18 protein-coding genes are annotated in these 20,322 nt (G+C 59.8%); 10 read left to right on the top strand and 8 right to left on the bottom strand.

Going from position 1 to position 20,322, the window contains the following annotated elements; translation table 11 throughout:
* Positions 1-3 precede the first annotated feature (3 nt).
* The 3 genes from G505_RS0102385 (at position 4) to G505_RS0102375 (ending at position 5,147) form a co-directional block, all read left to right on the top strand.
* Complete coding sequence (locus G505_RS0102385) at positions 4-585, top strand: PilZ domain-containing protein (RefSeq protein WP_028108127.1); 582 nt, start codon at positions 4-6, stop codon at positions 583-585.
* Positions 586-654: 69 nt separating this feature from the next.
* Positions 655-4,089, top strand: a complete 3,435-nt coding sequence (gene mfd / locus G505_RS0102380; protein WP_028108126.1) for a transcription-repair coupling factor — start codon at positions 655-657, stop codon at positions 4,087-4,089.
* Positions 4,089-5,147: a CsiV family protein gene (locus tag G505_RS0102375; protein WP_028108125.1), complete on the top strand. Its 1,059-nt coding sequence runs from the start codon at positions 4,089-4,091 to the stop codon at positions 5,145-5,147. The genes mfd and G505_RS0102375 overlap by 1 nt, the downstream gene beginning before the upstream one ends.
* Here G505_RS0102375 and G505_RS0102370 read toward each other — a convergent pair.
* Together G505_RS0102370 and ycfP are read right to left on the bottom strand one after the other, a co-directional pair.
* Positions 5,137-5,409, bottom strand: coding sequence for an acylphosphatase (locus tag G505_RS0102370; RefSeq protein ID WP_028108124.1), 273 nt, complete (start codon positions 5,407-5,409; stop codon positions 5,137-5,139). The genes G505_RS0102375 and G505_RS0102370 overlap by 11 nt on opposite strands.
* An 83-nt stretch (positions 5,410-5,492) precedes the next feature.
* Positions 5,493-6,047: an alpha/beta hydrolase YcfP gene (gene ycfP, locus G505_RS0102365; protein ID WP_028108123.1), complete on the bottom strand. Its 555-nt coding sequence runs from the start codon at positions 6,045-6,047 to the stop codon at positions 5,493-5,495.
* A 355-nt stretch (positions 6,048-6,402) separates the two neighbouring features.
* Here ycfP and G505_RS0102360 point away from each other — a divergent pair, with 355 nt between their 5' ends.
* Positions 6,403-7,773: an L-serine ammonia-lyase gene (locus tag G505_RS0102360; protein ID WP_028108122.1), complete on the top strand. Its 1,371-nt coding sequence runs from the start codon at positions 6,403-6,405 to the stop codon at positions 7,771-7,773.
* A 160-nt stretch (positions 7,774-7,933) separates the two neighbouring features.
* Here the strand turns inward: G505_RS0102360 and queE are convergent, their stop codons facing one another.
* Genes queE through G505_RS20335 form a run of 3 tightly spaced genes read right to left on the bottom strand, consistent with a single transcriptional unit; the run spans position 7,934 to position 9,919 of the window.
* The gene (gene queE, locus G505_RS0102355; protein ID WP_051215865.1) at positions 7,934-8,545 is read right to left on the bottom strand and encodes a 7-carboxy-7-deazaguanine synthase QueE; all 612 of its coding nucleotides are present in this window, start codon (positions 8,543-8,545) and stop codon (positions 7,934-7,936) included.
* Between the two features lie 59 nt (positions 8,546-8,604).
* Positions 8,605-9,675 (bottom strand): AI-2E family transporter, encoded by a 1,071-nt coding sequence (locus G505_RS0102350; RefSeq protein ID WP_028108120.1) that lies wholly within the window; start codon positions 9,673-9,675, stop codon positions 8,605-8,607.
* Positions 9,676-9,700: 25 nt separating this feature from the next.
* A complete protein-coding gene (locus tag G505_RS20335) occupies positions 9,701-9,919 on the bottom strand; it encodes a sulfurtransferase TusA family protein (protein WP_051215816.1) in 219 nt (72 codons plus the stop codon).
* Positions 9,920-10,344: 425 nt separating this feature from the next.
* Between G505_RS20335 and bepA the strand changes: the two genes are divergently transcribed.
* From bepA to G505_RS20330, 4 genes are all read left to right on the top strand, one after another.
* Positions 10,345-11,793, top strand: coding sequence for a beta-barrel assembly-enhancing protease (bepA, locus tag G505_RS0102340; protein ID WP_028108119.1), 1,449 nt, complete (start codon positions 10,345-10,347; stop codon positions 11,791-11,793).
* Positions 11,794-11,857: 64 nt separating this feature from the next.
* A complete protein-coding gene (arsC, locus tag G505_RS0102335; protein ID WP_028108118.1) occupies positions 11,858-12,208 on the top strand; it encodes an arsenate reductase (glutaredoxin) in 351 nt (116 codons plus the stop codon).
* A 1-nt stretch (position 12,209) separates the two neighbouring features.
* Positions 12,210-12,587, top strand: coding sequence for a DUF2069 domain-containing protein (locus tag G505_RS0102330; protein ID WP_051215814.1), 378 nt, complete (start codon positions 12,210-12,212; stop codon positions 12,585-12,587).
* Between the two features lie 64 nt (positions 12,588-12,651).
* Positions 12,652-14,547 (top strand): PKD domain-containing protein, encoded by a 1,896-nt coding sequence (locus G505_RS20330; protein ID WP_051215813.1) that lies wholly within the window; start codon positions 12,652-12,654, stop codon positions 14,545-14,547.
* A 54-nt stretch (positions 14,548-14,601) separates the two neighbouring features.
* Here the strand turns inward: G505_RS20330 and hda are convergent, their stop codons facing one another.
* From hda to G505_RS0102310, 3 genes are all read right to left on the bottom strand, one after another.
* The gene (gene hda, locus G505_RS0102320) at positions 14,602-15,309 is read right to left on the bottom strand and encodes a DnaA inactivator Hda (protein WP_028108116.1); all 708 of its coding nucleotides are present in this window, start codon (positions 15,307-15,309) and stop codon (positions 14,602-14,604) included.
* 66 nt (positions 15,310-15,375) lie between these two features.
* Positions 15,376-16,446: a DUF2066 domain-containing protein gene (locus tag G505_RS0102315; protein ID WP_028108115.1), complete on the bottom strand. Its 1,071-nt coding sequence runs from the start codon at positions 16,444-16,446 to the stop codon at positions 15,376-15,378.
* 269 nt (positions 16,447-16,715) lie between these two features.
* Positions 16,716-18,512: a flagellinolysin gene (locus tag G505_RS0102310; RefSeq protein ID WP_028108114.1), complete on the bottom strand. Its 1,797-nt coding sequence runs from the start codon at positions 18,510-18,512 to the stop codon at positions 16,716-16,718.
* Between the two features lie 426 nt (positions 18,513-18,938).
* On the opposite strand from G505_RS0102310, the gene G505_RS0102305 reads away from it, so the two are divergent.
* Positions 18,939-19,676, top strand: coding sequence for a Crp/Fnr family transcriptional regulator (locus tag G505_RS0102305; protein ID WP_157508982.1), 738 nt, complete (start codon positions 18,939-18,941; stop codon positions 19,674-19,676).
* 159 nt (positions 19,677-19,835) lie between these two features.
* Complete coding sequence (locus G505_RS0102300) at positions 19,836-20,285, top strand: hypothetical protein (protein WP_028108112.1); 450 nt, start codon at positions 19,836-19,838, stop codon at positions 20,283-20,285.
* Positions 20,286-20,322: the final 37 nt, after the last annotated feature.

Genomic DNA, 20,322 nt, shown 5'->3' with positions numbered 1-20,322 from the left:
GCCATGTCCGAGACGCAACAAAGCTTTTTCAGTGTAACCTGCGAGTTCACCCTGTTCGCCGACCCTCTGCCTGCGGACAAGCGCCTGGTGGACACCGATACCCTGCTGACCATGATGCCCCGTGCCTTCAAGCTGATGGCTCAGGTCAATGAAGTGGAGCAGCGCTGCCAGCCCCTGATGGCCAGCCTGGCGCAGCATGCCGCCGAACTGGCGGAGTACCTGAGCCTGCAAAATCTCAAGCTGGATATGGTGCTGCAGCTACAGCTGGAGAGAAGCACCGAAGCAAGGTACCGCTGTCAGGGCGTCCGTTTTGGGGGCAGTGGTGCCCAGGTTCGCAGTGACCATGCCCTGGAGCCTGGCACCATCCTGGAGATCAAGATTCTGGTGCCAGAAGAGAATGTCGCGGTCTTTGCCGTCGCCGAACTGACTCAGTGTCAGCCCCAGGAGAGCGGCTTCCTGTGGGATCTGGACTTCACCAGCATCATCGAAGCGGATCAGGAACGGCTGGTCCATGCCAGTCTGCAGGTGGAGCAGAGATTGCTTCGTGCCAGGGCCCAGGCCCGACGCGAACAGCAAACCCCCTGACACGCTGGGGTGGAAGCGCCCGCCCCCCTTGCCTACAATAGCCGCACCTAACTTCAGTAAGCCCGAATCATGAGTAGTTTTTCCCCCCTGGCGCCGGCCCCCGCCGGCGCCGGATGCAAGCGCCGTCTTACCGGCCTTACCGGCAGTGCCCTTAGCCTGACCATCAGCCGCCTGGCCCGACAGCATCAGGGAGTCAGCTTACTGATCACCCAGGACACCCCCTCTGCCCTGCACCTGGAGCAGGAGCTGGCCTATCTCTGCCCGGAGATGACCGTCACCCTGTTTCCGGATCGCGAGGTGCTGCCCTACGACAGCTTTTCGCCTCATCAGGACATCGTCTCCCAGCGCCTGGAGGCACTCTATCGTCTGCCTCAGACCCAGAATGGCCTGGTGATCGTTCCGGTCAACACCGCCCTGGTCAGGCTGCCCCCGGTGGATTATGTGGGCAGCAGCGTGCTGTTGCTGGAACCCGGCCAGCGCATCGACATCGACGCCCTGCGCCATAACCTGACCCAGGCGGGCTACCACCATGTGGAGCAGGTGTATGAGCATGGCGAATTTGCGGTTCGAGGCTCCATCATCGATCTGTTCCCCATGGGCAGCGAGCAGCCTCTGCGACTGGATCTGTTCGATGATGAGCTGGAGTCCATTCGTACCTTCGATGTGGACAGTCAGCGCACCCAGGGCAGCCTGGAGCGGGTACGTCTGCTGCCCGCCCGGGAGTTTCCCACCAATGACAAGGCGATCGAAGGGTTCCGAAGCCGCTGGGGCCAGCACTTCAGCCGCATCAGCAACGAAGCGGAGTCCGTCTATCAGCAGATCAGCCGAGGCCTGATGCCCGCCGGCGCCGAGAACTATCTGCCGCTGTTTTTCGAGTCCACCGCCACCCTGTTCGACTATCTGCCCGATCAGGTGCAGCTGATGACCTCGGGGGACATTCAGGGAGCCTGCGACAAGTTCCTGTCCGACGCCACCCAGCGCTTCGACAACTACGGGGTGGATCCACTGCGGCCGCTGCTGCCCCCCAACACCCTGTTCCTGAACACCGAAGAGCTGTTCGCCCGCATCAAACCCCATGGCCGTATTCAGCTCTCCCGCGAGATCAGCGAGATCGCCAAAGAGCCCAAAGCCAGGGTCTCAGCCATCGGCGATGTGGCGGTCAATCACCAGCTCAAGGTGCCGACCCAGGCCCTGGCACAGCGGCTGGAAGGGGCGAAGCGCACCCTGTTCAGCGTCGAGTCCGAGGGGCGCCGGGAGGCCCTGCTGGAGCTGCTGCGCCCCATGCAGCTGACCCTGAGCCAGTTCAATCACCTGGACCAGTTCCTCGACGACGACGCCGCCATCGGCATCATCGTCAGCCCCCTGGAACAGAGTGTGTTGCTGGAGCAAGAGGGGCTGGCCCTCATCTGCGAAGAGGAGTTGCTGGGCGGCCGGGTACGTCAACGTCGTCGCCAGCGCAAGACCGTCAGCTCCGACACCCTGATCCGCAACCTGGCGGAACTCAAGGTGGGCCAGCCTGTGGTACACCTCAAGCACGGCGTCGGCAGCTATCAGGGACTGCAGACCCTGGAGGCCGGTGGCATGAGCACCGAATTCCTGGTGCTGGAGTACAAAGACCAGGCCAAGCTCTACGTGCCGGTGAATGCCCTGCACCTCATCAGCCGCTACAGCGCCGGTGAAGAGTCTGAGGTCCAGCTTAACCGGCTGGGCAGCGAAGCCTGGGACAAGGCCAGGCGCAAGGCCGCCGAGAAGGTCCGGGACGTGGCCGCCGAACTGCTGGACATCTATGCCCAAAGAGAGAGCAAGCCGGGCTTCGCCTTCGAACTGGATGAGCCTGAGTATCAGCGGTTCTCCGCCGGTTTCCCCTTCGAAGAGACCGTGGACCAGCACCACGCCATCGATGCCGTGGTACGCGACATGCGCACCAGCAACGCCATGGACCGCCTGGTGTGCGGCGACGTTGGCTTCGGCAAGACCGAAGTGGCCATGCGCGCCGCCTTTGTGGCGGTGGCCGGAGGCAAGCAAGTGGCGGTCCTGGTGCCCACCACCCTGCTGGCCCAGCAGCACTATGAAAACTTCCGCGACCGCTTCGCCGACTGGCCGGTGCGCATCGAGGTGATGTCCCGCTTCAAGACCGCCGGCGAGCAAAAGCAGGTGCTGAATCAGCTCGCCGAAGGCAAGGTGGACATCGTCATCGGTACTCACAAATTGCTGCAGTCGGACATCAAGTTCACCGACCTGGGGCTGCTTATCGTCGATGAGGAGCACAGGTTCGGCGTTCGCCAGAAGGAGCAGATCAAGGCGCTGCGGGCCGAGGTGGACATCCTCACCCTGACCGCCACCCCCATCCCCCGCACCCTGAATATGGCGATGTCCGGCATGCGCGACCTGTCCATCATCGCCACACCGCCGGCACGGCGACTGTCGGTGAAGACCTTCGTCCGCCCCAAGGAGGGCAACCTGATTCGCGAAGCGCTGATGCGGGAGATCCTCCGCGGCGGCCAGGTCTACTTCCTGCACAACAGCGTGGACACCATAGAGCAGTGCGCCAAGGAGCTGGCGGAACTGGTGCCCGAGGCCCGCTTCGCCATCGCCCATGGCCAGATGCGCGAACGGGAGCTGGAACGGGTGATGAGCGACTTCCACCACCAACGCTTCAACGTGCTGGTGTGCACCACCATCATCGAAACCGGCATCGATATCCCCAGTGCCAACACCATCATCATCGAGCGGGCCGACCGCTTCGGCCTGGCCCAGCTGCATCAGCTGAGGGGACGGGTGGGCCGCTCCCATCACCAGGCCTACGCCTACCTGCTGACCCAGGGCAAGCGCCTCACCAAAGACGCCAAGAAGCGACTGGAGGCCATCGAGCAGTTGGAAGACCTGGGAGCGGGCTTTATGCTGGCCACCCAGGATCTGGAGATCCGCGGAGCCGGTGAACTGCTGGGGGATGAACAGAGCGGCCACATCGCCAAGGTAGGCTTCAGCCTCTATATGGACATGCTGGAGCAGACGGTGGCCGCCCTCAAGGCTGGCAAGGAGCCCAGCCTGGATCAGATCCTGGCAGAACAGACCGAGCTGGAGCTGAAGATTCCGGCCCTGTTGCCGGAGGCGTACATCCCCCACGTCAATACCAGACTGGCAATCTACAAACGCATCGCCTCCTGCAACAGCGTGGACGAACTGACCGAAGCCCGGGTGGAGCTGGTGGACCGGTTCGGCAAACTGCCGGACGCCACAGAGAATCTGCTGACCCTGACCCGTCTGAAACTGCGTGCCATGGCTGCGGGCATCCGCCGCATCGACGCGCACGCCAAGGGGGGCAGCATCGAGTTTGGGCCGGACACCAGTGTGACTCCGGAAATCCTCATAGGTCTGTTACAATCCCAAGCTGGCCTCCTGCGAATGGATGGCCCCAATAAATTGCGCTTCCAGGGCGAGTTGCAGGAAACCCCTGCCCGCCTGGAGGCGGTGGAACAGCTGCTAAGCCAACTGGGGATCTGATGAGCAAACCACTGTACCGCGCCCTGTTTGGGCTCACCGCCCTGCTGGGCAGCGGCGTTAGCGCCGCCGAAGAGGCCACCTGGTTTGAGGTGGAACTGGTGGTGTTTGAGCGTCCCCAGACCACCAGCGAGCGCTTCCCAGAAGAGCTGTCTCCGATGAAAATCGCTGCCCAGCGCGATCTTCTCGGCCCTGCGGTGATGCCGGACACCAGCTCACTGGAGCTGGCGCTGAGCGACTGCCAGAGCTTCGGCTGGCAGCCGGATCAACCGGAATGCCAGCCTCAGCCCGACCAGCCCGAGCAACCCATCGACCTGCCGGTCCGGGTCACGGCGATCAACATGGGGGATCCTCGACTGGGCGAACCCTACCTGCTGCCGGAGAGTGAGATCGAGTTTGACGAGGCTCTGGCCAAGCTCAAACGAGGTGGTGCCAAGCTGCTGCTGCACACCGGCTGGCAACAGCCGGTCTACAGCCGGGGCAACAGCCAGGCCTACCGCCTCTACAGCGGCCACAACTTCGCCGACCGCTACCAGGCCGATGGTCGGCTGATCCCGGAACAGAGCCCCGCAGACAGCGGCGCCTTTGATCTCTCCTGGCTGATGCCCCAGGCGGCAGAGAGCCAGCCCATGTGGCAGCTCGATGGTTGGATTCGCATCTACCTTAATCAGTTCCTGCACATCGACACCCAGCTTCAGCTTCGCGAAGAGGGGGAAAGGCCGGTGCCAGTGCTGGAGACAGGGGACGGGGAGCCTTTGGCGAATGGCGCACCCATGGTGATCACAGGTGCCCTTGAGCAATCAGAGGGAGAGGCGGTGGACACAACCGTGGAAACCGAGCCCTTCCTGAACCAAATCAGGCTGGAGCAGAGCCGCCGGGTGCGCAGCCGGGAGATCCACTACTTCGATCACCCCAGGCTGGGGATGGTGGTACAGATTCGCCGTATGACCCAGCCCAGCAAGATGCCTCCGCTGGAGGCGACGCCAACCGAGACGTTGCCAGTGATTGAATCGCCCACTGAAGCGCCAGCAAGCGCCCAGATCACAGACTCTACTCAGTAACCTCGAAATCCAGGTAGAGATCGCTGCCGTCGTAATCGGACACCAGCACGTCGGACACCTGGGCACTGGGCGGGCCCTGATGGGCCCAGTCCAGCATGGCGTCCACCGCCCTGTCTGCCCCCTGGGCCAGCATCTCTACGCTGCCGTCATCCAGGTTGCGCACATAACCGGTCACCCCGAGTCGGAGTGCCGTCTCCTGAGCTGAGGCCCGGAACCACACCCCCTGGACCTTGCCTGTCACCTTTACCAACAGCCGTTTCATCGAAGCACCCGCAATCACACAGTTAGTTTCAATATAGCAGCAAACAAAAAGGCGACCCCGAGGCCGCCTTAGTGTTCAACGAATCACGCGCAGTTGCGTTCTTCCGTTTTAAATTGGGACAGAGCCCTGAGTTGTTTGGAGATATCCTTGAACTTATGAGTCTGGGTTTCGTCCCAGATCACCGGATAGTAAGCCCCCAACTCGGACTCGATGCGCGCGGTATCCAGCACCTCGTCATTGCGGGCCAGGACGCACAGACAGTGGCCGCGGTTTCGCTCGCGGAACGCCGTAACGCACTTCTCCTTGATGTCCCGATACTCCTCGGGGCGGTCAATCAGCCCCACCATATTCTCTTCCGGCCAGAGGTTGGGGTTGAACACCACGGAGCGCATGCCGCAGAGGAAGCCCACCCGCTCGGCCCAGAAACCGCCCAGGCCTACGCCGACGATCAACGGATTGGCGTCATCGCTGAACTTCTTATGCTTCTCCACTTCCTTTAGCAGGTGCTGCATATCATGACGAGGATGCAGGGTGGAGTAATTGATAAAACGTACATCTTCATCCGCAAACTGCAGCTGAAGCACCTTCTCGTGATTTCCGGGACTGGTGGCATCAAAGCCGTGCAGGTAGATAATCATAGCGAAACCATTCCATTAGCTTGGGACCACTATAGCCACAGGGCCGGGCCAATCAAAGGGCAAATCCTGATCTGGATCACGGTTGATCGAATTTTGCCAGGTGAGCCCAATTCGATTCCGCACCAGAAATGCGTCTCTAACCAGTATGGGTCCTATCCAGTGTGAATCCCATTCCCAGGCCGTTTTGGTCCAGAGCACTCCCCCTGTGCCTGATCGAACAACAGAGCAGACATCGGCAGGACAGCATGGCGGCAAGATATTATGCTGTATGAGTCAGGTCGGATTTTGCTTTCCCTCCGCCTGGGTTACCATCAGCCATCCGCCTGCGGGCAACGACACAACAGGGATACCGTTTATGATCAGCGTGTTCGATATGTTCAGTATCGGCATCGGCCCCTCAAGCTCCCACACCGTGGGCCCGATGAGGGCAGCCAATCGCTTTATCGATGAGCTCAAAGAGCATCAGCAGTTTGAACAGGCCGACGAGCTTCAGTGCGAGCTGTTTGGCTCCCTGGGCCAGACCGGCAAGGGGCACGGCACCGGTAAGGCTGTGGTGCTGGGCTTGCTGGGTGATGAGCCGGAAACCGTAGACACCGACAGCGTCCAGGGCAAGCTGGACCAGGTTGAATCCGAGGAAGCCCTGGTTCTGAATGGTGAACGCCGGGTCCGCTTCACCCGGGCCAATGGCCTGACCTACCACAGACGCAAAACCCTTCCCCAACACGCCAACGCCATGACCCTGCGTGCCCTGGTGCGTGGCCTGGTGGTGTATGAGCAAACCTACTTCTCCGTAGGGGGCGGCTTTGTCCTGGACAAGAGTGAGATCGCCCAACCCATCACCATCAGTCAGGGCCCGACCCTGCCCTACCCTTTTGAGAGCGCCGCCCAGCTACTGGAGCTGTGTAATGAACAGGGACTCTCCATCGCGTCCCTGATGATGGCCAACGAGAAGATGGTGGCCGAAGAGCCCGCCATTCGCGCCCAGCTCTGGACCATCTGGCTCACCATGAAACAGTGTGTGGAACGCGGCTGTCGCGACGAAGGGATCCTCCCCGGTGGCCTGAAGCTGCGCCGCCGGGCCCCTACGCTGTACCGCAGACTCACCGTTGAAGGGTGCAACAGCAGCGATCCCCTCAATGCCATGGACTGGGTGGATCTCTTTGCCCTGGCGGTGAACGAGGAAAACGCCGCCGGTGGCAGAGTGGTGACCGCTCCCACCAACGGCGCCGCCGGTATCCTGCCCGCGGTCCTCTGCTACTACGACAAGTTTGTTCAGCCGGTGGACGAAGAGACCGCCTGTCGCTACCTGATGAGCGCCGCCGCCATCGGCATCCTCTACAAGAAAAACGCCTCCATCTCCGGCGCCGAAGTGGGCTGCCAGGGTGAGGTGGGCGTCGCCTGCTCCATGGCCGCCGGCGCACTGACCGAGATCATGGGGGGCACCCCTGCCATGGTGGAGTGTGCCGCCGAGATCGGCATGGAACACAACCTGGGCCTGACCTGCGACCCTGTGGGCGGCCTGGTGCAGGTGCCCTGCATCGAGCGCAACGCCATGGGCGCGGTCAAGGCGATCAACGCCTCCCGCCTGGCCCTGCGCGGCGACGGTCAGCACAAGGTCTCTCTGGACAAGGTGATCAAGACCATGTGGGAAACCGGCCAGGATATGCGCACCAAGTACAAGGAGACCGCCCGAGGCGGTCTGGCGGTGAACATCGTCGAGTGCTGATGGTTGCGTAAAGAGTTGAAGATCCCCGCCCCGGCGGGGATTTTTTTGGCCCTGAGTCCGCGGTGAGAGCGACAACTGCCTGCTGGCCGACCAACCCAAGTGATGCTGACAAAAAAGACCGCCAGATGGCGGTCTTTCTCTTTAAGGCTTAGGCAACGGCTTAATCGATATCCAGGTACTTGTGGGTCTGCACCGACAGTCGCCAGTTGCGCTTGATGCAGGTGTCGATGGCCAGCTCGGTCGCCCGCTTCTTGGTGGAGATGGGCTGCAGGCAGATCTGCGGCTCTCTGGGCAAGGGCTGGCCTTCGAGAAGCTGATCCAACTCCTCGATGTGACGCTCTGTGGCGATGGGATGCTTGATCTCATCCGCTCGGGCCAGTGCCTGCGACAGCACAGGCAGCCCGCCTTTCATGTTTACCTTGGGCGATACCGTCACCCAGGTCTGCTCATCACAACGTACCTCGGCACAGCCGGAGGTCTCAATCTGACAGCGCCAGCCCGCAGCGTGCATCAGCCGGGTCAGTTCGGTCAGATCGTACAGACAGGGTTCACCACCGGTGATCACCAGGTGACGGGCGCTGTAGCGGCCATCGGTGAGCAAAGCCACCAGTTGAGCTTCGTCATAGCCGGCCCAGATAGGCTTATCACCGCTGATACCGATGATCTGCTCCGGGTCCACCTGGTTCTCAGGCTCCACCTCCCAGGTATGGCGGGTGTCACACCAGGGGCAGCCCACAGGGCAGCCCTGAAGACGAAGGAACACCGCCGGCATGCCGGTAAACTGGCCCTCGCCCTGGATGGTCTCGAAAATCTCGTTAACGGGAAGCTGACTCACTGACCCGCCTCCTGCACCATCTCGCTGCTGGGCCAGGCATTGATCACCGCCTTGACCAGGGTGGCCAGGGGGATGGCAAAAAACACGCCCCAGAAGCCCCACAGGCCGCCGAAAATCAGTACGGCGATGATGATCGCCACCGGATGCAGGTTAACCGCTTCGGAGAACAGGATGGGCACCAGCACGTTGCCATCCAGCATCTGAATGATGCCGTAGGCCAGCATCAGATAGCCGAATTGTGGGGTTACCCCCCACTGGAACAAGCCGACCAGGGCCACCGGGATGGTCACTACGGTGGCACCGATGTAGGGGATCAGCACCGACAGCCCCACCGCCAGCCCCAACAGGGCGGCATAACGCAGATCCATAAACAGGAAGGTGAGGTAGCTGGCCACGCCAATGATCATAATCTCGATGGCTTTGCCGCGGATGTAGTTGACGATCTGGCCGTTCATCTCGGCCCACACCTGCTTGGCCAGTTCACGGTTGCTGGGCACAAAACGGCTGAGGCTGCGCAGCAGTTGGCGTTTGTCCTTGAGGAAGAAGAACACCAGCAGGGGCACCAGAATGGCGTATACCGCCAGGGCCACCAGGTCCACCAGGGAGCCCAGAGAGATCTGCAGCACCTGCTGTCCCCAGGCCAGAATCTGATTGTTGAGATTCTGCATCAGCTCCTGGACCTGCTTCTCGCTGATCACATCAGGATACTGTTGGGGCAGTGTCAGGACCATCCCCTGAGCCTGACCAATCATCTCGGGCAGTTCCCGGGCCAGGCTGATCCCCTGGTTCCAGATCTGCGGCAGGGCGATGAGACAGAACATCATCATCACCCCGACAAACACCAGCAGCACCAGCGAGACCGCCAGGGAGCGAGGCAAGCCGCGGTTGGCCATCTGCGCCACCGGCCATTCCAGCATGTAGGCCAGCACCACGGCCACCAGCAGAGGGGTGATCAGCTTGCCGTAGAAGTAGATGATGGCAAAGCCCACCATCAGGATCAGTGCCAGGGTGACCGCCTGAGGATCGGAGAACTTCTCCTGGTACCAGTTGCGGAGTAGATTCCACATACTTTTCTAAAACCTTTTCTGTCTTTTAATAATGCGGGCGCAGATAAACTGCCGTCCCCTGAGGCCGCGTGTCGGATTCCACCGAAAAACCGCAGCGCCGGGCATAGGGGATCAGATCCCGTAAGGTGGCCGGATCGCTGATAAGCAGCTCCAGCGCCTGGTCCTGACCAAGATCCTTCATCGCCAGCTTAGCCTGAACAAAGGCCATTGGGCAGCGATAAGCAGAAAGATCAACAAATTGCATCCTGACTTCCTTGCCAACTAATGAGGCTCAACCATCGGACACTCACCTCCGATAGGAAACGGCCACGAATCGGGCGTCATTATCCCCCTAGCTCAGACAAACCACAAACCCACGATGCAAGATTATGTAAAGTCTCTGGAACCCAAAGGGCCTCTGAGCAGACTAAATAGGGCATGCTGATCTCGGCTCACAGTTTTTTCGCCCGCATTCCCGGCCAGATTCTAACCCGCGGAGATCAACACGTCCCACTAGCCACCCCGGCCAATTCGGTATGAAGCACGTGCCGAGGACTGGAATAACCTAAGTTAAAACATAGCATTACTCCATTGACCTTGGGTAAATGCCTGTGCAACACAGTGGTCATTCACAGGCGGATGCAGGTACACTGGCCGGAACAACATCAGAAACGGACATCAAGGACACACGTGATCAGACGTTTTTCACTCACTCTGGGCGCCGCCCTACTGAGCGCGACACTGGGACTCACTGCAGTCCAGGCTCAACCGGAACTGCCTGAGCTTGGCACCGTGGCTTCCAGCACGCTCTCCATCGACAAAGAGAGCCAGATTGGGGACTTCTACATGCGGATGCTGCGCGGTCAGCTTCCCATCATCCACGACCCCGTGATGAACGAGTATCTCAATGATCTGGGTAACCGTCTGGTGGCCAGAGCGGACAACGTCAAAACCCCCTTCACTTTCTTTCTGATCAACAACAACGAAATTAACGCCTTCGCATTCTTCGGCGGCCATGTGGGTGTTCACACCGCCATTCTCAACGAAGCGGACAACGAGAGTGAGCTGGCGTCGGTTCTGGGACACGAAATCGCCCACGTTACCCAGCGCCACCTGGCCCGGGCCATCGAGGCGCAGAGGAAGACCGCCCCCGCCACGCTGGCAGGGGTGATTGGATCCATCATCCTGGCCATGGCCTCTCCGGAAGCGGGCATTGCCGCCCTGCAGTCGACCCTGGCCCTGAATCAGCAGGCACAGATCAACTACACCCGCAGCAACGAAAAAGAGGCGGACCGTATCGGCATCAAGACCCTGGCCGCCGCCGGGTTTGACCCCGGTGCCGTCCCCAGTTTCTTCGGCAAGATGGCGGCCAAATACCGCTTTGCCAGCAAGCCGCCCCAGATGCTGCTGACCCACCCCCTGCCCGAGAGCCGGGTGGCGGATGCCCGGGCCCGGGCAGCCCTCTACCCCTATCGCCCAGTGCCGGAAAACCTGCTGTTTCATCTGGCCAAGGCCAGGGTTCAGGTGCGCTACTCCAAGCTGGACCGAGACCACGCCCTGTTCCTGTTCGATAAGCAGGCCAAAATGGGCGACCCAGTGGTCATCGAGGCCGCCCATTATGGTAAGGCACTGACCCTGCTGGATATGGAACGCTTCGATGAAGCGGAGAAAGAGCTCAACGCTCTGCTGGCCGAAAGTCCGCAAAACCTGTTTTATCTGGATACCGCCGCCGACATCCTGCTGATGCAGAAACGCCCTCAGGAGGCGATTGCCCTGCTGCGACAAGCCCAGAAACTCCGGCCAGACAACAGCGTCATTGAGATCAACCTGGCCAACGTGCTGCTGCAAACAGGCCAGCTCAAAGAGGCTCGCACCCTGCTGGAGCACCAAATACTGCTCAATAAGGACAGTGTGGTGGCCTACGATCTGCTGTCCCAGGTGTACCGCAAGATGGGATTGACCGCCGAGCGCCATATGGTCCAGGCTGAGTTGCTGGCTCTGTCGGCCGGTTACGGCCAGGCCATTGAGCAGCTTCAGTATGCCTACCGCCAGACAAAAGATAACCCTCTGCAGAAGGCGCGCATCGATGCCAGAATCAAAGAGCTGCGCAAGTCGGAACAGGAGATGAAATCCCTTTGATCTGATGGCGGCCCGACGTAGAATGGCCCCATAATGAGATCATGATCACAGGAAGTTCATTACCATGACCCAAACTACCCGCATCTGGCACAACCCCCGCTGCTCCAAGAGTCGTCAAACCCTGGCGTTACTGGAGGAGCAGGGGGTGACTCCCCAAGTCTATGAATACCTGAAACAGGCTCCCTCCGAAGCGGAGCTTCGTCAGATCCTGGAGATGCTGGGTCTGGCCCCCCGCCAGCTGATGCGCACCAAGGAAGCGGAATACAAGGAGCAGAACCTGGCCGATGCCGGGGATGATGCCCTGATCGCCGCCATGCTCAGCACCCCCAAGCTGATTGAGCGCCCCATTGTGGTTCATGGCAATCGTGCTGCCATCGGCCGTCCCCCGGAGCAGGTGCTGGAGATCCTCAAATAAGATGGTGAACCACAGCGAAAGCCTGGGCCGCTTCGCCCTGGGCAGCTACCTCAGCTGCCTGTTGTACATTCCCCTGTGGCAGCTGTGGTTGTCCCCGGGGAGCGGCTACTCACTGGGATTCAGCCTGATGATGCTGGTGCCGCTGTTCCTGCCCCTTCCCGGCATGCTCAAGGGGAAGCCCTATACCCATGCCTGGTCAGGCTTTATCGCCTGCCTCTATCTGGTCGCCAGCCTGACCCAGCTGTGGGTCGCCAGAGAGGCGTTCTGGTGGCCAACCCTGGCCACAGTACTGCTGTTAAGCTGGCTGTTGGCCAGCAGTTTTTATGCCCGCAGCCGCGGCAGAGAGCTGGGTCTGGGACTGAAAAAAAAGAAACAATAGAAAGGGTACGGACAGGCCAGGGCGGCCACCTGCACCCATGTTAACCCCCTATGGGAGAGAGCCTATGAAGACGCACTGGATTGCACTGACCGCCTTAACTCTGCTCGCCGCCTGTGGCGGAGGAGGCGGAGGTTCCTCCCCTGATCCCACGCCGCTTCCTCCCTCATCGCAGCTGAGGCTGAACCTGAGCCCGGCGGTCGACGGCAGTGTTGCCCTGGTGGCCACCGTCGATGGCGTACCCAGCCGGGATCTCAGCTTCCAGTGGTCCCAAGTCTCGGGTCCGGCGGTCAACATCGCCAACCCCAGATCGCCCATGGCGGCCTTCGAGGCCCCCCAGGCAACCCTCTATGAATTTCAGCTGACCATTACCGACACCCAGGGCAATGTCATCCAAGCTCCTGTGGACATCAGCACCACCGAATCGGTGGCGGCAACGCGGATCCGGGGTGACCAGGTGGTGCCCTCCGGCGGGCGGGTCTCCATGCGCCTGGGTCGCAGCGGTGATCGCAACCAGCCCCTGCAGAATATCAGCTGGCAGCAAGAGTCCGGCCCCGGCATCAGCGACATGGATAACAGCGACCCAGAACTGCTGACCTTTACCGCGCCCGTCGTGACCCAGGATACCCTGATTCGCATCAGCGCCAGCGCCAGTGACAATGGCCAAAATGTCGGTGACAACGCCTATGTCCTGGTCACCACCGAGCCCTCCCCTGTCTCGGGCGCCCTGTTTGATTCTCCCCTGACCCGAGTGATCGCCTGGAACTCTGACTCCCCTTGGGCCGATGCCCTGGGACGCTGTGTCTACTCGACTCAACTGGCCTCCTCCGCCCCCTGCAGCATAGAGACTCTGCCACTGCTGGGTCAGAGTCACCCCAACCCCACGGTGGATCAGGTGATGGAGCGGGTGGTGGTCTCCCACCCCTGGATGGGGGATGCCTTCAAGAGCTTCCTGGAGCTGCGTGACACCCATGGCGACTTCCGCCGCTTGCTCGGGGCCGTGACCGCAGTGGTGATCAGTTCCGATGTGCGCCCCTCGTTCTACTGGGTCGCCACCGGCGCCATCTATCTGGATCCATCGGATCTGTGGCAATCACCCTGGCAGATGGCCACCATCAATGAAGATCCGGACTTTCGCAGCGGCTTCGGCAGCGATCTGAGCTTCCTGCTTCCCTGGCGCTACGTGAAAGGCAACAGCTATGCCAGCGTCTACTACCCCCCCTATCTGGAAATCAGCCGTAGCCTGGGCGCCCTGGAACCGGATCTGGCCAGCCTGCTCTATCACGAACTGGCCCATGCCAACGACTTCTTCCCCAGCACCACCTGGGACAGCATCAACACCTCAACCCTGCTGCAGGCCTTCTATCAGCGCAGCGAACAGAACGCGTTGATCTCCGACCATCTCACCCGGGACCTGCCTTTGCAGAGCAGCGAGATGAAGGCCCTGGCCGATGTGCAGTTCAGAGGCAGTAAGGCCACCACCCTGCAGAAGAGCTACCAGCCCGATGACATCACCGCCTTCTTCTCCGGCGACCGGGCCAACGATGATTACAGCTACTCCACCTCCAGAGAGGACCTGGCGATGCTGTTCGAAGAGGCGATGATGATGCACAGGTATGAGATCCGTCGGGATGTGGCGGTGACCGACCTGCCTGAGCAGGTCACCGCATCCAACATCACTGTCGACTGGGGCCAGCGAGGCCGCATCGGTGAAACGGCGATTCTGCCCAGGCTGGACCTGGTGCTCACCGAACTGATGCCCTCATTGAATGCCAATGAGCTGATCTCCGGCCTGCCCAGCCCCACCCAGATGCGCAGTGGCGAGAGCTGGGCCCAAAACCTGACCCTGGAAGATGCCACCTCGGCACCGCGGGTTCAGGCGATGCCCTCCCTGCTTTCACCTAAAGAGGGACGACATCGCCATCTGGGCAAAGCGCCAGACTGGAAGGTGGAAAACAACTAAAACAGAAAAGGCCGCAGATGCGGCCTTTTGTTATCTTCTCACTCCGTCAACTCACTAGAGGTGCAGAGTCTCTTTGACGAAGGGGATGGTCAGTCGTCGCTGTGCCTGCATCGAGGCCTTGTCCAACCTGTCCAGCACATCAAACAGGGTGCGCAGATCCCGGGCCAGCCTGGTCAGCATAAACCGGCCCACATCTTCCGGCAGCTCCAGTCCCCGCGCTTTGGCCCGACGCTGCAGTGCCGTCAGCTTCTCCTCATCGGTCAGGGACTGCACCTGATAATGCACCCCCCAATTCAACCGGGACACCAGATCCGGCAACAGGAATCCAGCCTGGCCGGCGGGGCAACTGGCCGAGACAATCAGCTTGCAATCACCGCGCTCGTTGATCCTGTTATAGAGATCAAACACCGCCTCCTCCCAGAAGGGGTTTCGAGCCAGCTGATCGACATCATCCAGGCAGACAAGGGAGATCTCTTCCAGCCCTTCGAGCACCGCAGGGGACATACTGGCATGGATGCCCAGAGGGAGATAGAACGCCTGACGCTCCAGTTCTCGGGCGTGGGCACAGGCAGCGTGCAGCAGATGGGTACGGCCAGACTTGGCCTGTCCCCACAGGTAGGTAACGGTCTCCCCTTTGCCCTCGGCCACCTGACGAATCGCCTCCAGTAACTGCTGGTTGGCCGCCGGGTAGTAACTGCCGAAGGTCTCATCGTCCGGCAGATGTACAGGCAGGGAGAGCTGAATGGGTGAATTCGATTGCACTAGGGATTTACAGCTCCAGTCCGCAAGATGGCGTCATTGTAGCACGGGCTCCGGCCCGTCCCAATTTCACTGGTTACCGATCCAGCGATATCGGGTCTGAATGACCATTTCGTCGTCAGCCACCAACGTCTCCACCCTGGGTTCCAGCTCCAGAATCTGCGCCAGAGCGTCGGCGGACCCCACCAGCTCCACGGCAAAACTCACCTGACGACCCTGTAAGCCGGTCACCTGCAGGCTGGAGATGGCGCTGAGCCCTCGAAGGTAGCGTTCGACCGAGACCAGTTCCGCCATGCTGCCCTGAATCTCAAACACCAGCTGCTTCTGCGCCTCCTCATCACTGGCCACAGTGGCGTAACGACGGGCGTAGTATCCGGCCAGCTCCTGCTGCAGAGCCATCAGCCCCTGCTCCAGACCTTCGACCTGGCCGCTCTTCTGCATCACACTGCGACGAACATTGCCAAAGCCATATCCATCTTCCTGACTGCCCTGCTGATAAGGGTAGAGAGCCAGGGTGTAGTACCAGCCCTCCTTGCCGGGCCAGACCCGGGCCAGCATAAAGAAGTCCGCCTGGTAGCGCTCACTGGCTTCGGCCACAGGATCCACAAAGAACCCCCAGACATCATTGAGGCCCACCCGGATGGCGTCTTCAAGATCCATCAATGGCAGGGACAGAGGCAAACCGCGCAGCCGTGACTGTTCTCGCCAGGCCGCCAGCATCTCGGCATCCAACTGCTCCGACATCAACTGCCGCTCCCCCAACTCATCTTCCAGGGCAACCCACCCCAGAGTCAGCGGACGCTGCTTGCCCCACACCGGCAGTTGTCGCTCCTGCATCTCTTTCACCAGCAGTGAGCCATCAAACTGGATGGTCAGAGTCAGCGGGTCGCCGCCATAGCCAAAACTGGAGACAAAGCGGGTGGCGTTGCCGAGCATCCCCTTCATCCGGGGATCCTCGGCCACGGCCGCATCACCGGTCAGGCGAACCAGGGTCTGCACCAGGGCATCGGGAATCTTCTGCTGGCGCTCGGCACGTTCACGCCCTTCCACCTGAACCTGGGCCTGATAGAGGTTGGCCACCTCCACCGCCATAGCGGATGTACAGAACAGCAGAGGCAGTAAAAAAGCGAGTCGTTTCACGAAGATTCCTGAGGGTCAATATCAATGGCCAGAGTGTATCACAGAGGCAGGGAAGTTGAATGACTGCCGCCTATCTCCTCTGGCGGCAAGAGCATGGGCCCTGAACGGGGCAGACGAATGCACAACACACAGAGGCCCGGACAGGCTGGGCTATGCGCTGACGGCTTCCCAGCCATTTTTCCCTGGAGGAAAAATCCGGCCTGCAGCTGCACCATCGAGATAAAATTCAGCCCCGCCGCAGCTGTGACGGGGCCGGTTTTGCCATCCAACTACAGCAACGACAATGCCGCCGAGGGTAACTGGTTGGCCTGAGCCAGCATCGCCGAGGCGGATTGCTGCAACACCTGCTGTTTGGCCAGGTAGGAGGACTCCTTTGCCATATCCGTATCCCGAATGCGGGAACGGCTGGCCGACGTGTTCTCGGTGATGTTGGTCAGGTTGGCGATGGTGTGCTCCAGGCGATTCACCGTTGCCCCCAAAGAGGCCCGCGACGAGTCCACAATCTTAAGCGCATCATCCACCGCTTCAATGGCAGACTGAGGGTCCTTGGTCAGATCGATTCTGTCCAGACCCAGGTACTTGGTGCCAAAACTGCCGAGGTTGAAGGTGATCTCCTCGTTGGCATTGGCGCCCACCTGAGCCGCAATCTGATACCCCCCCTCTCCCTCTCCAATTTCCGGAGCGTAGTCCGCCAGGGCAACTTCCGTCGCCCCAATGGCCGAGGGATCGTAGCTGCCGGGATCAAAGTCGCCGCCGTCGTTGTCGTCGTCACCGGACACAAAGTACTCGTCGAAGGAGGCCGCACCACTGCCATCTCCGGTGACACCCTGCATGACGTTGTCCAACTCGGGGCCGGCACCGGTCACATCGAAACCGGCCAGCGAGCCATTATCGGCATTGGTGAGATCCATCTGGGTGTTGATGAACTCCTCAAACTTGGTCGCGGCACCGCCACCGCCTGCGCCATCGAGCTCGGCAAACAGGGCATTGACGTTCCCCCAGCGCCCACCGGACGCAGTATTGAGTGCCGCATCCAGGGTGGCACCACCGGCCATGGCCGTGTTGACCGCCTTGAGTCCGCCGCCACCCAGTTCGTGGTCGATGTAGCGGTTGACCACGTAGCCGCCTGAGTAAGCAGCGGCAGTGCCAATGCCGGTGGTTGGGTTGGCCGTGCTGGCCACATCGGCCTTGAGCTGAGTCCAGATGGCACCAATACCGGTGGCACCGCCGCCATGATTGGCAATGTCCGCACTGAGCCGGTCGTCGGCCCCTCGCATCACCTCGGCGCTGCCCTCTTTAAACCAGGTCGCCGTGCTTCCCCATTGATCGAAGTTCGCCCCCTGAATGGCGTGCACCATCTCGTGGAGAATGGTTTCATCCAGTTCCAGGCTGCCACCTCCTGCCCCAGCACCGAAGTCATCCAGGTCAATGGTCATCACCTGATTGTAGGCGGTACTGCCCGCCACCAGAGAGGAGACACTTGCCGCCGTTCCGCCGGGACCGTCCATGTGTTCGAGGTCGATCTTCAGCGTGGTGTTCTTGCCATCAATTCCCAGCTTGTCCTTAATCAACTCCTCAGACTCTTTCAGCCAGCTGTTGGCAAGCTTACTGACAATCTCCCTCTCGATGGGGTCTACCCGGGAAGCGTCGGTTTCCTTGAATAACCTATTGCCACCAAAAGAGGTGGTGGTATTGGTGCGGTCAATCTCCTCCAGCAGCGCTGCCGCCTCTTTCTGGAGCGCCTGCCTGTCCTCATCACTGTTTGAACCATTGGCAGCCTGCAGACTCAGGTCGCGGATTCGAAACAGAGATTCGGTCACCTCCTGAACGGCACCCTCTGCAGTTTGCGCCATAGAGATGGCGTCAGATGCATTCTTGATGGCGACATTCAATCCGTTAATTTGGGACGTTAGCCTGTTGGTGATCTGCAACCCGGCAGCGTCATCCTTGGCCGAATTAATCCTCAGCCCAGACGACATCCTCTCCATCGACGCTGCCACGCCACTGCTACTGCGCTGCAGCAACTGGCTGGTGAACATCGATGTCGTATTGGTGGCTATTCGCACGACACCCCCTTACCAAGTTTGTACTCGAACTTGTCTTGGGTATCGGCGCACTCAATAGTGACTTTATACACAAACTGACACTTTTGAGCGCGATGTAACAAACTTAAAATAAATTGGCTGAATATGCCGCAAATGGTAAACCCGTTTACCATTCAAACACGAGCGGATGTGATACCCTCGATTTCGGACCATGGTAGAAGTACTTATTGACCACCCGCCACGAAGTGAACGTTTACATTTTTTTTACCCACGTCCCTTTAAGGTTCCACTCTGTTTAAGAAAGCCTCAAAAAGAGTGGCTTCGATGGGATCCTTTCGATTCCCACGACACTTCACGTGAAGACTTTGACGACAATAATTGACATTGTGACCCGGTTGTAGCGCCCTGGGGTTGCAGAAAATAATCAAGGTTGAGCAGACAACATCGATGAAGAACCCCAGCTTTTCGTGGTCCCCACCGCCGGACTCCCTGACGGATCTCCTGATAAGAAACGGCCTCGACTCCCTCCTCGCGTCCGAAATCCTGAATCACAGCGGTTTAATAGAGCTAAGAAAAGGAGACTGCTTCCTGCCCAGCTTTCAGGAGGCGGCCCTCAATTACGTAGAGAGAGGGGTGCTCAAAGAGGTGGTGGACTATCCGGCTGAATTGAGCAAAGTGACGGGCATCTGGCTGCCCAAGACCCTGCTCACCAGTCATGCTCCCAACGGCAACAACCCCTGGCTCAACAAAAGCTATGTGGCCCTGGACTCCACGGTGATCAGAGCCGTTCCAGGAAACTGTCTGCACAAACTGGCCAGCAAGTCAGAAGCCCTGTTTGAGTTCTGCCTGCGGCGTTACGAGATCAGCAACGCCGCCACCCGCGACTGGTCGGTGATGAGCAGCCTGCTGGATAAAAAGCAGCACATTATTATGTGCCTGGTGATCATCTTTCTTTATGGCCACGAAATTGAATTTCGCAGTGCGCCGTTAAAATATGACGACATCGCCAGTTTTTCCGGTGTCACCAAACAATATTGCATCTCGGTCATAAAAGAGTTGATTGGCCAGGAGATGATTAGAAAGAGATACGGGACTTTAGCCATCGAGGATCTGGACGCCCTGGTCTCCCTGGTGGATATCCGCCATCTCAATTACTACATTCAATATTTGAAGTGCCCCAATTAACCCTGCGACGCCCCGACTCTTTCCCTGGTCGGGGCCCCTCCCCCCTAAGAATGCTTACTTTTACTTACTGATTTATTTGCGTTATCTCCCGGAATCACTCTCAAGTGATTCTATATGCTGCCGATACACCCACTATCAGACCGCCAACAGGAGCTCTCCATGCAGATCTCTCAACATCAGGGCAGCAACATCACCCTGGCCACCTCCCAGGGCCGGGAAGTCCTGCCCGCCACCGACGCCGGCACCACCGCTCCCAAGGACAACGTCTCCAGCCCGAAAGAGAACCGCATCACCGTCAACATCTCCCAGGAGGCCAGGCAAAAACTGGCTGGCGAGCAGGCCACCACGGGAGAGAGCAAGGAGGCGGAGAAGAAGGAATCCCCCGCCATCGAGCGAATCAAACAGGCCATCAAGCTGATCAAGGAGCGTTTGGAGCAGGCCAAGGAGCAGTTGCAGGAGATCAAGGGCAAGGAGATGGACCCCGAGGCCAAGCAGAAACTGCTGGACGCCAAGCGCAATGAGATCATGAACATCACCGCCGAGCTCAATCAGGCCAACACCAAACTGGCCGATGCCAGGAAGAATGAGGCCGAAGGCAAGGCCGGATAAAAAAAAGAGGACTCAATGAGTCCTCTTGTTCGTCAGA

The organism is Ferrimonas futtsuensis DSM 18154 (assembly GCF_000422645.1).
Lineage (GTDB): Bacteria > Pseudomonadota > Gammaproteobacteria > Enterobacterales > Shewanellaceae > Ferrimonas > Ferrimonas futtsuensis.
This window is presented reverse-complemented; position numbering and strand designations above follow the sequence as displayed.

Bases quoted from the DNA above. Each gene is read 5' to 3' on its own strand.
- G505_RS0102385 (WP_028108127.1), top strand. From the start codon at position 4: ATGTCCGAGACGCAACAAAGCTTTTTCAGTGTAACCTGCGAGTTCACC.
- mfd (WP_028108126.1), top strand. From the start codon at position 655: ATGAGTAGTTTTTCCCCCCTGGCGCCGGCCCCCGCCGGCGCCGGATGC.
- G505_RS0102375 (WP_028108125.1), top strand. From the start codon at position 4,089: ATGAGCAAACCACTGTACCGCGCCCTGTTTGGGCTCACCGCCCTGCTG.
- G505_RS0102370 (WP_028108124.1), bottom strand. From the start codon at position 5,409: ATGAAACGGCTGTTGGTAAAGGTGACAGGCAAGGTCCAGGGGGTGTGG.
- ycfP (WP_028108123.1), bottom strand. From the start codon at position 6,047: ATGATTATCTACCTGCACGGCTTTGATGCCACCAGTCCCGGAAATCAC.
- G505_RS0102360 (WP_028108122.1), top strand. From the start codon at position 6,403: ATGATCAGCGTGTTCGATATGTTCAGTATCGGCATCGGCCCCTCAAGC.
- queE (WP_051215865.1), bottom strand. From the start codon at position 8,545: ATGCCGGCGGTGTTCCTTCGTCTTCAGGGCTGCCCTGTGGGCTGCCCC.
- G505_RS0102350 (WP_028108120.1), bottom strand. From the start codon at position 9,675: ATGTGGAATCTACTCCGCAACTGGTACCAGGAGAAGTTCTCCGATCCT.
- G505_RS20335 (WP_051215816.1), bottom strand. From the start codon at position 9,919: ATGCAATTTGTTGATCTTTCTGCTTATCGCTGCCCAATGGCCTTTGTT.
- arsC (WP_028108118.1), top strand. From the start codon at position 11,858: ATGACCCAAACTACCCGCATCTGGCACAACCCCCGCTGCTCCAAGAGT.
- G505_RS0102330 (WP_051215814.1), top strand. From the start codon at position 12,210: ATGGTGAACCACAGCGAAAGCCTGGGCCGCTTCGCCCTGGGCAGCTAC.
- G505_RS20330 (WP_051215813.1), top strand. From the start codon at position 12,652: ATGAAGACGCACTGGATTGCACTGACCGCCTTAACTCTGCTCGCCGCC.
- G505_RS0102305 (WP_157508982.1), top strand. From the start codon at position 18,939: ATGAAGAACCCCAGCTTTTCGTGGTCCCCACCGCCGGACTCCCTGACG.
- G505_RS0102300 (WP_028108112.1), top strand. From the start codon at position 19,836: ATGCAGATCTCTCAACATCAGGGCAGCAACATCACCCTGGCCACCTCC.